We start from the raw sequence: 13,342 nt of genomic DNA, 5'->3' as shown, positions 1-13,342 counted from the left end.
GGCGTGGCGGGTGCGGAAGCTGGGGCGGCGCGACACGCCCGGGCTTCGTCGTACGGTCACGGCGGGGTGACGGCAGGTCACGGAACCGGAGGCCCGGTGACCGGTGTCGTACAACCGCATAGGCTGTCGACATCCGCGATCCATCCAGCTACTGAGAACGCCGCAGGGGGCAACCGCCATGACGACAGGTCGGCTCGGGCAGCAAGCCGCGCCGCCGAACGCGGCCTACGCCGGGCAGGTCGTGCATTTCCCGGACCCGGTCCGGGCCGCTCGCCATCCCAGGGGTGTTCGGGTCGACGCGCACGGCTACCCCGACTTCTCGCTCTACGCGCGTGCCGCGGCGGAGATCGCCGAGCCCCCGGAGGGCTTCGGCGTCGACGAGTTGAGGCTGACGGACTACGTGTCCGCGAACGCCGCGCTGGCCGCGACCGGCCATGACCTGTGGGACACGATCCCGGCGGTGGCCACCCCGCACGGCTGGACCTGGCACCACGTGGTGGGCACCCGGCGACTCGAACTCGTACCGGTCGAGGTCAAGGCACTGCTGCGGCACCACGGCGGCATCGCGACCGCCATGGTCGACCACGACAAGCGGGGCACGCGGCCGTTGCAGGAGACCCGTCCCGCGCACTTCGGGCTGCCGAAGTCGTCGGTCGCGGTGACCGAACAACAGGTGCTGGGTGTCGAGGAGGACCTCGGCTACCGGCTGCCGGGCGCCTACCGCTCCTTCCTGAAGGCGGCCGGCGGCTGCGCGCCGGTGGGTGCCGCGCTCGACGCGGAGCTCGGACTGCTCGTGGACCAGCCGTTCTTCACGGTGCGCGACGAGGCCGCCGTCAACGACCTCGTCTACGTCAACAAGTGCCTGCGCGACCATCTGACCAAGGACTACCTGGGCGTCGGGTTCGTGCAGGGCGGTCTGCTGGCGGTGAAGGTGAAGGGCGAGGGGATCGGCTCGGTCTGGTTCTGCGCGTACGACGACGCCCGCGACCAGGACGCCTGGCCGCCGGCCGAGCGGGTGCAGCGTCTGCTGCTGCCGTGCGGCGCGGACTTCGACCAGTTCCTGTCCCGGCTCGCCGGCAATCCGCCGGAGCTCCAGACGGTGGCGAATCTGATGGTGGACGGCGGTTTCGCACGCGCCGTGCCCGTCTCTTCAGTGTCTTCGGTGGGGGAGTGAACGTCCGATGGTGACCTTCGCGCAGGCGCAGGAGCGCGCGGAAGAGTGGATCAACGGGGACGTGGCCGCGTACCAGCACCGTGAGGTGCGGGTACGGGAGTTCGAACTCGGTTTCGTGGTGTGGGGCGAGGACCGCGCCGACGGCCCCCGCTCCGACGGGGGCGCGCAGCGGCTGGTCATCGCGCGTGACAGCGGTGAGGCGACGCTGTGGCCCGCGCTGCCGGTGGGTGAGGTCATCCGCCGGTTCGAGGAGGAGTACGGGGTGGCGGACGCCTCCCCGGAACCGGCGCCGGCGCCTCCGGCCCGGGTCGACCTGAACCAGACGTCGTTCCTGCTGAGCCCGCCGGAGTGGCTGCAGGAAGCCGCGGACAAGCTGGGTATTCCGGACCGGCGTTCGGGTTCCGACGGGTCCGGGGGCTCCGAGGGTTCCGACGGGGCGGGGGGCCGGCCGGCCGCCGCTTCCGCGCCCGGTGCGCCGTCGACGCCGGGTGCGGGGACGCCGTGGCCCGCCGCGGCGGCCGACGAGCCTGCCCCGCCGCGGGACGCCGTGCCGGCGGGTGCGCCGGCCGACGCGACGCCGTGGGCCGGGACCGACACCAACGCCGATGCCGGGGACGACCGTTCCGTACCGCTGCCGGCGACCGTGTTCGCGCCGCCGCTGACCGACGTCGACGTTCCCGACACTCCGCCGCCCGGGGTGACTTCGGACGCCAAGACCGCCCTGATGTCCGGGGGCAGCCAACTCCCGCGTACCGCTGTTTCGCCCGCGGTCGGCGACCCCGACTCGCCCGCGCAGTCCGGTGCTTCGCAGGGTGGCCAGGGCGCACCGCAGGGCTCGCCTTCGCCGGCCGCGCCCTCCTACGGTCATCCGCAGGGGCCGGGGACACCGCCGCCCGGCGCGCCGCAGGGAGCGGGTGTCCCGCCCACGCCTGCGCCCGCCGCGCCGTCGCGGCCCCTGCCGCCCAACGCCGGTGACATCGCGGACGCCGCCACCAGCAAGGCGTCGCCGCCCGCCCGTGGAGCACGGGGTGGCGGCCCGAGCGCGCCGCATCCGCCGAGCGCCCCCGGTGTGCCGGGTGCGCGGCCGGGGGCCACGCCGCCGCCGTCCGGGCCGGGTGCCCCGGGAACCCCGGCGGGCGGGTACGTGCCGACGCAGCTCGTGTCGCAGCTCGGCCCCGAGGGGCCGGCCGGTCCTGCGGGAGCGCCCGCCGCGCCGGGTGTTCCGGGGCAGCCGGGTGTTCCTGGTGCGCCGCAGGCGCCGGGTGGTACGCCTCCGGGTGGTGTGCACCATGCGGCGACGATGCTTGCCGGTCCTTCTGTGGGTGGTCCGGGTGCGCCCCAGCCGCCTGGTGCGCCGCTGCCGCCTGGTGTTCCGGGTGTTCCGGGGCAGCCGGGTGTTCCTGGTGCGCCGCAGGCGCCGGGTGGTACGCCTCCGGGTGGTGTGCACCATGCGGCGACGATGCTCGCGGGTCCTTCTGTGGGTGGTCCGGGTGCGCCGCAGCCGCCCGGTGCGCCGGGTGTTCCGGGGCAGCCGGGTGTTCCTGGTGCGCCGCAGGCGCCGGGTGGTACGCCTCCGGGTGGTGTGCACCATGCGGCGACGATGCTCGCCGGCCCGTCCGTCGGCGGTCCCGGTGCGCCGCAGCCTCCGCAGGCCCCCGGCATGCCCCCGGGCGCCCCGCAGCCCCTGCCCGGCCAGCAGCCCCCGGCGTACGGCTACCCCCAGGCGGGGCAGCCGACCGTCGGCCCCGGCTACCAGGCCGTGCTGCGCTATCGCGCGCAGGACGGCTCCGAGCAGCAGCTGATCAGGCGTTCCGCGCCGGGTACGCCGCACCCGGAGTGGCAGATCCTGCACGAGCTGCGCGCGATGAACGTGCCGCCGCAGCAAGTGCTCGAACTGCACACGGAGTTGGAGTCGTGCGAGCTGCCGGGCGCGTACTGCGCGCGGATGATCCGGGAGAGCTGGCCGCAGGCGCGGATCACGAGCATCGCGCCGTACGGCACCGATCACGCGAGCCGGCAGCAGGGCATGCACCAACTGCTCGCGCACCAGGGTGAGTTGCACCAGGTCGCGGACGGTCCCGCGCGCCCGGCGCCGGTGCGGGCGCCGATCCCGCCGGTGCAGCCCGCGCCGCCGGTCCCGCCGGAGGCGATCGGGCAGGAGCTGGCGGCGGCGTTCGGGCCGGGCGTGTTCCGGTTCGACCAGGCCGCCGTGTCGCGGCAGGGCGTGCCGAACATCGTCGCGCACACCCTCGTCGTGGCCGGACTCCCGGTCGACATGGGCCCGTTCTTCTGGGCGCAGGCCCAGCCGGGCCGCCCGGTGCCCACGCTCGCCGAGCTGGCGCAGGAGCGCGGGGTGCAGCCGGCCGCTGACGCGGGCTCGTACCTCGTCATGGGCAGCGACTTCGGCAAGGCGATCTGTGTGCAGTACGGCACGGCGAACATCGTCGCGGTGCCGGTGGAGGCCGGACCGGGTGGCGCTCCCGTGCCGCCGCAGTTCGTGAACAGCGGACTGCCCGAGTTCGCGCGCTGCCTGGCCCTGCTCGGCCGCATGTGGCGGCTGCGCTTCGGCCTCAATCAGGAGCAGGCCGGCCGCTGGACCGTGGACTTCCAGGCCCAGCTCGCCTCCCTCGACCCGGCGGCCCTCGGTTCGCCGGAGAGCTGGTGGTCGGTCCTGCTGGAGCAGATGTGGGACGGCCTGTTGTAGTCCGTCGGGGGTACGGGCGTGTACGCGCCCGCCCCGCGTGATCGAGGCGTCCGACCCGTTCGACGGGTCGGGCGCCTTCGTCGTTCCTGGCCGAACAGGGCGTGCGCGGGCCCCCGATGACAGCAGGGCTTCTGTTTTTGACCTCGAAAAGCTCATCTCCGACCGAATGGGTGGGCGGAGTGTCGCGTTATGAACACTTCCGTGCGATCCATCAAGATGTCCGCAAAATCAATGATTTGCGCGAAATCTGCATTCCGGGACCGTCGTCCCGGGTGCTCCGGGCGGAGAAGGGGTCCAAGGATGAGCAGCGCAGCGGGGTCGCCGTACGGCTTCCAGGCCGTACGGGGGCGTGGTTACCGTCCCGACCAGGTCGACGCCTACGCGGCGGCCCTCTCCCGCGACCGCGACGCCGCCTGGGAACGGGCCGCCCGGCTGACCGTGCTGGCCAAGGAGATGGGCGCGGAGGCCGAGCGGCTGCGGCAGACCGTGACACGGCTCGCCCCGCAGACGTACGAGACGCTCGGCGAGGGCGCGCGCCGGATCTTCGAACTCGGCACGGCGGAAGCCGGGACGGTGCGGGAGAACGCGCGCGGCGAGGCCCGGCTGCTCGTCGACGACGCGGAGGCGGCGGGCCGTGAGCTGCGCGAGGCCGCACAGGCGTATGCCTACGAGGTGCGTGGTGTGGCCGAGGAACAGGCCCAGGAGCGGCTCCTCGCCGCCCGCGCCGAGGCCGACGAGGTGCGGATCTCCGCGCGGCGCGACATCAAGGAGCGCCGCAGCGCGGCGCTGGCCGCGCTGCGCGAGGTGCGGCAGCGCACGCAGGAACTGCTCGCCGAGCAGGAGAAGGTGCACGCCGAGCGCTGGGCCGAGGTGGAACGGGAGGTCGCCGAGCAGGAGGCCGAGCTCGACGCGCGGCACGTCGAACTCGTCGTGCGCGCCGAGGCCGCGCTGTCCGAGGCGGTGCGGGAGTTCGCCGAGGCCGAGGAGTGCGCGCGGCGTCGGCAGGAGGACGCCGCGGCGCGGGCCGCGGAGGTGCTCGCCGAGGCGCGGGTGAGTGAGGAGCAGGTCGCCCGGGAGACCGAGCGGGTGCTGCGGGAGCACCGGGAGCGGTGGGACGACGTGCGGGCGCAGATGGACCAGGTGCAGACGAGTCTGACGTCCCTGACGGGGCGGGCCCCCGCGGAGTAGCCCCCCCCGGGGAGGGGGGCTGCTGTCCGCTGAGGTCGTCTGATTCGCCGGGTGGTGCTTCCCCGCCCCGCAGCGGGGTTGCCCACCAACCCACCCGTCCCGGTCGGGTTGTCCGTTCGGCGGGTTCGTCCGCTTGTCGCGGGTGGTTCGGCGGCGGGGCTCGCGCGTTGGTGTCGGGCAGGCCCCGGGTGGTGTGCGGGCGGGGCGGTGTCAGGTTCGCCTGCGTACCGCTCCTGCCAGGATCCAGCCCTCCACCGCCTCGTACTGGCGGCGTTGTTCGTCGGACTTCTTCCGGCCGGAGGCCACCGTGCCGAGCCAGCCGTAGGCGAAGCCCAGCGGGATGGAGACGATGCCCGTCGTGGTGAACGGGAACCAGTTGAAGTCGACGTCGGGGAATGCGGAGGTGGGGGAGCCGGAGACGAGGTTGGTGCCCGGCATGAGGACGAGGACGGTGAGGGTGCCGCCGATGAGGGTGGCCAGCAGGCCCGCTCGGGTGTAGCGGCGCCAGAACAGGCTGTAGACCAGGGCGGGCGCGATCGCGGAGGCGCCGAGGCAGAACGACAGCGTGATCAGGGGTTGCAGGCTGTGGTGCTGGACCAGCGTGGCCAGCAGGATGGCCCCCGCGCCGACCGCGAGGGCGGACAGGCGGGCCAGGAGCATCTCGTGACGCGGTGACATCTCGTCGTCGTGGCGGCGGGTGCGGAAGAACCCGCCGCGTGCGAACACGTCGTGGGCCAGCGAGTTGGCGCAGGCCAGGATCATCCCGGCGACGGAGGCGAGCAGGGTCAGGAAGATCGCCGCGGTGACCGTGGTGAACAGGAGGGTCTCCGCCGTCGACACGTCGGGGCCGAACGCGGCGCGGGAGCCGAGGAGATAGGCCGTGTTGCCCTGCGGGTCGGCGGCGGCGATCACCTTGCGGCCGATCAGCGCGGTGGCGCCGAAGCCGATGACGCTGATGACGACGACGAACAGGGCGACGCAGGGCACGGCCCAGGACATCGAGCGGCGTACCTGCCGGGCGCTGTCCGCGGTGTACATCCGCATGGTGATGTGGGGCAGGCAGGCTCCGCCGAGGACGACGGTCAGCTCCGAGGTGATCATGTCCAGGCGGGGGCTGGCGCCGCCCGCGAACTCCAGGCCGGAGCGCAGGAACGCGGAGCCGACGCCGCTGTTGTGGCCGGCCGCGGCCAGCAGGGCTCCGGGGCTCCAGTCGAAGCGGTGCAGGATGAGGGCGGCGACGACGGTGCCGGATCCGAGCAGCATCACGATCTTCATGATCTGGATGAGGGCGGTGCCCTTCATCCCGCCGATCGCCGCGTAGCTGATCATCAGTGCGCCGAGTCCGATGACGCAGCCGGTCTTCAGGGAGTCGTTGGAGAACCCGAGGATGAAGGCGAGCAGGTCGCCGGCCCCGGCGAGCTGGACCAGCATCAGGGGGAGCAGCGCGATCAGGGTCACCGCGCACGCGGTCATGCGGACCGCACGGCCGGGCATACGGCGCGCGAGCGCGTCGCCCATGGTGAACCGGCCCGCGTTGCGCAGTGGTTCGGCCAGCAGGAACATCAGCAGCATCAGGGAGAGCGCGGTGCTCAGGGCGAGGACGACACCGTCGTAGCCGGTGAGCGCGATGATGCCGCTGGTGCCGAGGACGGTGGCGGCGGAGATGTAGTCACCGGCGATGGCGAGTCCGTTGCGCATCGGCGACATCGACCCGTATCCGGTGTAGAACTCGTCGAGGTCGTCGCGGTCGGGTCCGGTCATCACGCACAGCAGGAGCGTGATGGTGGCCACCGAGGTGAACGCGACGAGCGACATGGCCTGTGCGGAACTGCTGAAGCCGGTCATCGGGCCGCCTCCCGCCGCGCGTCCAGTTCGGTCTGCTTGCGGATCCGGTCGGCGATCGGGTCGACGGTCCGGCGGGCCGTGTACTCGTACAGTCCGATCGCCAGGCAGGTGACGGGGACCTGGAGCAGCCCGAGCAGCAGTCCGGTCGACAGTCCGCCGGAGACCGTGTTCGTCATCAGGGACGGGGCGAACGCGGACAGCGTGAGGAAGAGGACGAAATAGCCGAGCGCGGTCAGGGTCGCCACGCGCCGCTGCCAGCGGTAGGCGCCGCGCAGCAGTCTGATGTCGCTGTGGTGTCCCAGAGCCTGACGGCGTGGCATGCGCCGGGGTTCGGGCACCGGCTCGGGCGGCGGTGGCTGCCAGGGGTAGGTGACGTGGGCGGGGGAGACGCTGTTCGGGTGCGGTGCGTGCTGCGGGTACTGCGGCTGCTGCGGGGACGGCGGCTGGGCGGACCGGGGCCGTTGGTGGCGGGGCTGGTACGGGGGTTCGGCCGGTGTGGGGAACGGCCGTGGGTGAGGCGGCTGGTACTCGGGGGACGAGAACGCGTCTGGCATCCCGTTTCTCCTTGCGTGGCTCGGGTCCGGTGCGGACCGCAGGGAGCTGGGGGGTGAGCAGCGCACGCTACTCGCAGGTATCCCCGATGCGCTGCACTTTCACCAAACTGAGCGGTCGGTATGCGCTTACTTCGGTGACCTGGGGTGTTACCCGCGTTTACAGGGGTGTGAGTGTCTGGACCCGGGGTACACGAGTCGACCGCTGATGCCCGTGTTGCCGCTGGTGGGAGCGGATGCGGGCCCGCCCGGCCGGGGGAGCCGAGTGGCCCGCGCCGTGCCGCTGGTGTGTGCGCCGTGCCGCTGTCGTGTGCGACGGTCCGCCGTGTCGTGCGGACCGGCCGGCCGCGGGTGCGGATCACGGCGGTCCTCACTCCGTGGGGTTCTTCAGCACCGGGAAGCGGCGCGGGGCGACGAACAGCAGGACCAGGAAGGCGACGGCGGCGGCGCAGGCCGCGCCCAGGTAGACGGCGTGGACGGCGTCGGCGACCGCGTGCCGCAGGTGTTCGGCGGGCGCTCCCGAGTCCAGTGCGCGGGTCACCGAGTCGACGTCGCCCGCGCCGCCGAGCCGCGCGGCGAGCACCCCGTTGGCGACGGCGCCGAACAGGGCGGCGCCCACGGTCTGTCCGGTCTGCCGGCAGAACAGGACGGAGGCGGTCGTCGTGCCGCGTTCGGCCCAGCCGACGGTCGACTGGACGCCGATGATCAGCGGAAGCTGGAACAGGCCCAGGGCGCCGCCGAGGAGCAGCATGAGGAGCGCGGGCTGCCACGGCTCGCCCGGATAGGGCAGGAAGGGGAAGGCGAACAGCAGGAGGGTCGCCGTGCCGATGCCGAGCATCGCGGTGTTGCGGAACCCGATGCGCCGGTAGACGTGCTGGCTGAGCGCCGCGGACACGGGCCAGCTGAGCGTCCACACGGAGAGCACGAAGCCCGCGGCGATCGGGGCGAGCCCGAGGACGGCCTGCGCGTAGGTGGGCAGGAAGACGGTGGGCGCGACCATGAGCAGGCCCAGGGCGCCGAGGGCCAGGTTCACCGCGGCGATGGTGCGCCGGCGCCACACCCAGCCCGGGATGATCGGTTCGGCGGCGCGCCGCTCGACGGCGACGACGACGGCGATCAGGGCGAGGCCGGCGGTGAACAGGGCCAGGGAGGGCGCGGACAGCCAGTCCCAGGCGACGCCGCCCTGCACCAGCGCGGTGAGCAGGACGCCGCCGCAGGCGAAGACGGCGAGGGCGCCCGCCCAGTCGATGCGGGGGCGCCGCGCGGTGTCCCGTTCGCGTACGGGTTCGTGCAGGTGACGGACGATCAGCCACAGGGCGAGTGCGCCGATCGGCAGGTTGACGAGGAAGATCCACCGCCAGTCGGCGTAGGCCGCGAGGACTCCGCCCAGCGCGGGCCCGGCGACCGCCGAGGTCGCCCACACGGTGGACAGCTTCGCCTGGATCCTGGGGCGCTCCTCGAGCGGGTAGAGGTCGGCGGCGAGCGTCTGCACGGTGCCCTGGAGGGCCCCGCCGCCCAGGCCCTGCACGATGCGGAAGGCGATGAGCGCGCCCATGTTCCAGGCGGTGGCGCACAGCAGGGAGCCCGCCAGGAAGAGGACGGAGCCCGCGACCAGGACGGGTTTGCGGCCGAAGGTGTCGGAGAGCTTGCCGTAGACGGGCAGCGTGACCGTCACGGCGAGCAGGTAGCCGGAGAACAGCCAGGAGAACACGGAGAAGCCGCCGAGGTCGGCGACGATCTGCGGGACCGCCGTGGAGATGATGGTGGAGTCGAGCGCGGCCAGTGCCATCGCCAGCATCAGGGCGGCGACCACGGCGCGGCGCCCGCCCGTTCCGTTTCCCGGTGCGCCGGCCGGCGTACCCGCGGGCCGTGCGGCCGGTATCTGCGTCTCTCCCTGGCCCACCCGGAATCCTTTCCCCATGCATCCATCCGCCCCGGACAGCTTCCCACTTGACCCTCACGTCGCGGGAGGGTGGACGCTGACTGGGCCCGAGGGTGGATCCGACCCCGAGAAACAGTCCACCGAAGGGTGGAGAGCCCCTAGGGGTACCTCCGTACCAGGGGTCGGGGAGGGTTCGTACCGGCGGAGGACGAGACGGGCGGGGATGCGTCCTTAACCTGGCTTTACGCCGCTGGGGAGCGCGTCCGGTCGTACGGACCGCACCCACGGGGGTGGGGTTTTCCCCAGCAGAAGACTGGGCCGGGCACCAGAGCGCCGGGCCCCCCGCCGCCGCCAGACTTACCGACGTAGCCGGACGCACTTCGTCCAGGACTCAGATCCGGCAGACACCACTGCCGACCGACATAGGAGACATACCGTGACATCGGCTGTGACCATTCCCAGGCACGGGGGCACTGGAGGGCGTACGGCCGTTGCCGCGCGGGCGCGGCAGGTCGTGAAGGCGTACGGGTCCGGGGAGACCCGCGTCGTCGCCCTCGACCACATCGACGTGGACATCGCACGCGGTCAGTTCACCGCCATCATGGGCCCCTCCGGGTCCGGCAAGTCCACCCTGATGCACTGCCTCGCCGGACTCGACACCGTCACCTCCGGCCAGATCCACCTCGACGAGACCGAGATCACCGGCCTCAAGGACAAGAAGCTCACCCAGCTGCGCCGCGACCGCATCGGCTTCATCTTCCAGGCGTTCAACCTGCTGCCCACGCTGAGCGCGCTGGAGAACATCACGCTCCCGATGGACATCGCGGGCCGCAAGCCCGACAAGGCCTGGCTGGCCCAGGTCGTGGAGACCGTCGGGCTCGCCGGCCGCCTCAAGCACCGGCCCAACCAGCTCTCCGGCGGCCAGCAGCAGCGCGTCGCGGTGGCCCGCGCCCTGGCCGCCCGGCCCGAGATCATCTTCGGTGACGAGCCGACCGGAAACCTCGACTCGCGGGCCGGCGCCGAGGTACTGGGCTTCCTGCGCCGCTCGGTCGACGAGCTCGGCCAGACCATCGTGATGGTCACGCACGACCCGGTGGCCGCCTCGTACGCGGACCGGGTGCTCTACCTCGCCGACGGCCGCATCGTCGACGAGATGTACCAGCCGACCGCCGACCAGGTCCTGGACCGCATGAAGGACTTCGACGCCCGGGGGCGCACGTCATGACCGTCCTGAAGACCTCGATGCGCAACTTCTTCGCGCACAAGGGACGCATGGCGCTGTCCGCCGTGGCGGTCCTGCTGTCGGTGGCCTTCGTCTGCGGCACGCTCGTGTTCACGGACACGATGAACACGACGTTCGACAAGCTGTTCGCGGCCACCTCCTCCGATGTGACGGTGTCGCCGAAGGACGCCAAGTCCGACGACACCCCGCAGAACGGCAAGCCCGACTCGATGCCGGCCTCCGTGCTCGCGCAGACGAAGAAGGCGGACGGCGTCAAGTCCGCCGAGGGCGCCGTCAGTTCGATGAACGTCACCGTCGTCGACAGCGACAACAAGAACATGGGCTCCAGCAACGGCGCCCCGACGATCGCGGGCAACTGGACCCGCAACGACCTCCGTTCGATGGAGATCACCGAGGGACGTGCCCCGCGCGGACCGACCGAGGTGATGGTCGACGCCGACACCGCCGACAAGCACCACCTCAAGAGGGGCGACGAACTGCGCACCATCGCCGTCACCGGCGACTTCAGGGCCAAGATCGTCGGCATCGCCTCCTTCAAGGTGACCAACCCCGGTGCCGCCGTCGTCTACTTCGACACCGCCACCGCACAGCGTGAACTGCTCGGCTCCACCGGCCGGTTCACCCACATCAACATCACCGCCGCGGCGGGCGTCACCGACGCGCGCCTCAAGCAGAACGTGACCGCGACGCTCGGCGCCGGCACCTACAAGGTGCAGACGCAGAAGGAGACCGCGGACGAGAACCGCAGCGACGTCGGCTCCTTCATGGACGTCATCAAGTACGCCATGCTCGGCTTCGCCGGAATCGCCTTCCTCGTCGGCATCTTCCTGATCATCAACACCTTCTCGATGCTGGTCGCCCAGCGCACGCGCGAGATCGGCCTGATGCGGGCGATCGGCTCGTCCCGCAAGCAGATCAACCGCTCCGTCCTCGTCGAGGCGACCCTGCTCGGCGTGTTCGGCTCGATCCTCGGCGTCGGCGCGGGCGTCGGCCTCGCGGTCGGCCTCATGAAGATCATGTCGTCGATGGGCATGGAACTGTCCACCCGCGACCTCACCGTCAAGGCGACCACCCCGGTCGTCGGCCTCCTCCTCGGCATCGTCGTCACCGTCCTCGCCGCCTACCTCCCCGCCCGCCGCGCCGGCAAGGTCTCCCCGATGGCCGCGCTGCGCGACGCCGGCACCCCCGCCGACGGCAAGGCCGGCCTCGTACGCGGCCTGATCGGCCTGGTCCTCACCGGCGCCGGAGCCGCGGCCCTCTACGCGGCGGCCACCGCGGACAAGGCGAGCGACGGCTCCCTCGTCCTGGGCGCCGGCGTGGTCCTCACCCTCATCGGGTTCGTCATCGTCGGCCCGCTGCTGGCCGGCGGAGTGGTCCGGGTGATCAGCGCGGTCCTGCTGCGCGCCTTCGGACCCGTCGGACGCATGGCCGAACGCAACGCACTGCGCAACCCGCGCCGCACCGGCGCCACCGGCGCCGCCCTGATGATCGGCCTGGCCCTCGTCGCCTGCCTCTCCGTCGTCGGCTCCTCCATGGTGGCCTCGGCGACCAGTGAGCTCGACAAGTCGGTCGGCGCGGACTTCATCGTCCAGGGCAACCAGCGGATCGTCCCGCAGGCCGAGAAGGCCATGGAGACGACACCCGGCCTCGCCCACGTCACCCGCTACAAGGACGTCAAGGCCACGCTGACCTCCCCGGACGGCAAGACCGACGACAGCGGCATCACCGCCGCCGATCCGTCCTACGCCGACGACCTGCGCCGCGAGACCACCGCCGGCGAGCTGAGCGCGGCCTACGGCAAGGACGCCCTGTCCGTCGGCTCCGACTACGCCACCAAGCACCACGTCAAGGTCGGGGACACCCTCACCGTCGCCTTCGACCACGGCTCCACCGCGAAGCTCAAGGTCGCCGCGATCACGGACGACGACACGTCCATCGACCAGGGCGCCCGCTACACCAGCATCGCGACGATGAAGAAGTACCTCCCCGCGGACCGCATCCCGCCGAACGAGATCATGTTCGCCAAGGCCAAGGACGGCCAGGAGAAGGAGGCGTACGCGGCCCTGAAGAAGGCCATGGAGCCGTACCCGCAGTACCAGGTGCGCGACCAGACGGACTTCAAGCAGGAACTGAAGGACCAGGTCGGCCAGCTCCTCAACATGGTCTACGGCCTGCTGGCCCTCGCGATCATCGTCGCCGTCCTCGGTGTGGTGAACACCCTCGCCCTGTCCGTGGTGGAGCGCACCCGGGAGATCGGCCTCATGCGGGCCATCGGCCTCTCCCGCCGCCAGCTGCGCCGCATGATCCGCCTGGAGTCCGTGGTCATCGCCCTCTTCGGCGCACTCCTGGGCCTCGGCCTGGGCATGGGCTGGGGCGCCACCGCCCAGAAGCTCCTCGCCCTCGAAGGCCTGAACGTCCTCGACATTCCCTGGCCGACCATCATCGGGGTCTTCATCGGCTCCGCGTTCGTGGGCCTGTTCGCCGCGCTGATCCCGGCGTTCCGCGCGGGCCGGATGAACGTCCTGAACGCGATCGCCACCGACTGACCCGACAGCCACCGTGCACGGGGGTCACGGGGGATGAGGCCGAGCCCGGCCCGGAGAACACCACTCTCCGGACCGGGCTCGGCCCTTTCCCGTACGGGGGATCTCAGCCCGTCCGGCGGTCACGGGGTCGCGCGGGGAGAATCTCAGCCCGTCCGGCGTTTGAGGACGAGGCCGTCCAGGCCGATCGGGGGTCCGGGGGCAGAGCCTCC

At 72.1% G+C, this 13,342-nt stretch carries 8 protein-coding genes; 5 read left to right on the top strand and 3 right to left on the bottom strand.

What is annotated here, in order from left to right:
* Positions 1-178: 178 nt before the first annotated feature.
* The 3 genes from ABEB03_RS18050 to ABEB03_RS18040 all read left to right on the top strand — a co-directional run bounded on the left by ABEB03_RS18050 (position 179) and on the right by ABEB03_RS18040 (position 5,066).
* On the top strand, positions 179-1,174 hold the full coding sequence (locus tag ABEB03_RS18050; RefSeq protein ID WP_095934862.1) for an SMI1/KNR4 family protein: 996 nt from the start codon (positions 179-181) through the stop codon (positions 1,172-1,174).
* 7 nt (positions 1,175-1,181) lie between these two features.
* On the top strand, positions 1,182-3,878 hold the full coding sequence (locus tag ABEB03_RS18045; RefSeq protein ID WP_345649627.1) for an SUKH-4 family immunity protein: 2,697 nt from the start codon (positions 1,182-1,184) through the stop codon (positions 3,876-3,878).
* A gap of 300 nt (positions 3,879-4,178) precedes the next feature.
* Positions 4,179-5,066, top strand: coding sequence for a coiled-coil domain-containing protein (locus ABEB03_RS18040; RefSeq protein WP_345649624.1), 888 nt, complete (start codon positions 4,179-4,181; stop codon positions 5,064-5,066).
* A 210-nt stretch (positions 5,067-5,276) separates the two neighbouring features.
* Here the strand turns inward: ABEB03_RS18040 and ABEB03_RS18035 are convergent, their stop codons facing one another.
* From ABEB03_RS18035 to ABEB03_RS18025, 3 genes are all read right to left on the bottom strand, one after another.
* Positions 5,277-6,911, bottom strand: coding sequence for a sodium/solute symporter (locus tag ABEB03_RS18035; protein WP_345649621.1), 1,635 nt, complete (start codon positions 6,909-6,911; stop codon positions 5,277-5,279).
* Complete coding sequence (locus tag ABEB03_RS18030; RefSeq protein ID WP_345649618.1) at positions 6,908-7,465, bottom strand: DUF485 domain-containing protein; 558 nt, start codon at positions 7,463-7,465, stop codon at positions 6,908-6,910. The genes ABEB03_RS18035 and ABEB03_RS18030 overlap by 4 nt, the downstream gene beginning before the upstream one ends.
* 367 nt (positions 7,466-7,832) lie before the next feature.
* Positions 7,833-9,383 carry an MFS transporter gene (locus tag ABEB03_RS18025; protein WP_425589262.1) on the bottom strand — a complete coding sequence of 517 codons (1,551 nt, stop codon included), beginning with the start codon at positions 9,381-9,383 and terminating at the stop codon, positions 7,833-7,835.
* Positions 9,384-9,780: 397 nt separating this feature from the next.
* On the opposite strand from ABEB03_RS18025, the gene ABEB03_RS18020 reads away from it, so the two are divergent.
* A complete protein-coding gene (locus ABEB03_RS18020; RefSeq protein ID WP_095934847.1) occupies positions 9,781-10,569 on the top strand; it encodes an ABC transporter ATP-binding protein in 789 nt (262 codons plus the stop codon).
* Positions 10,566-13,133 (top strand): ABC transporter permease, encoded by a 2,568-nt coding sequence (locus tag ABEB03_RS18015; RefSeq protein ID WP_345649612.1) that lies wholly within the window; start codon positions 10,566-10,568, stop codon positions 13,131-13,133. The genes ABEB03_RS18020 and ABEB03_RS18015 overlap by 4 nt, the downstream gene beginning before the upstream one ends.
* The last annotated feature ends 209 nt before the right edge of the window (positions 13,134-13,342 follow it).

The sequence above is a fragment of the Streptomyces siamensis genome (assembly GCF_039543605.1).
GTDB lineage: Bacteria > Actinomycetota > Actinomycetes > Streptomycetales > Streptomycetaceae > Streptomyces > Streptomyces siamensis.
This window is presented reverse-complemented; position numbering and strand designations above follow the sequence as displayed.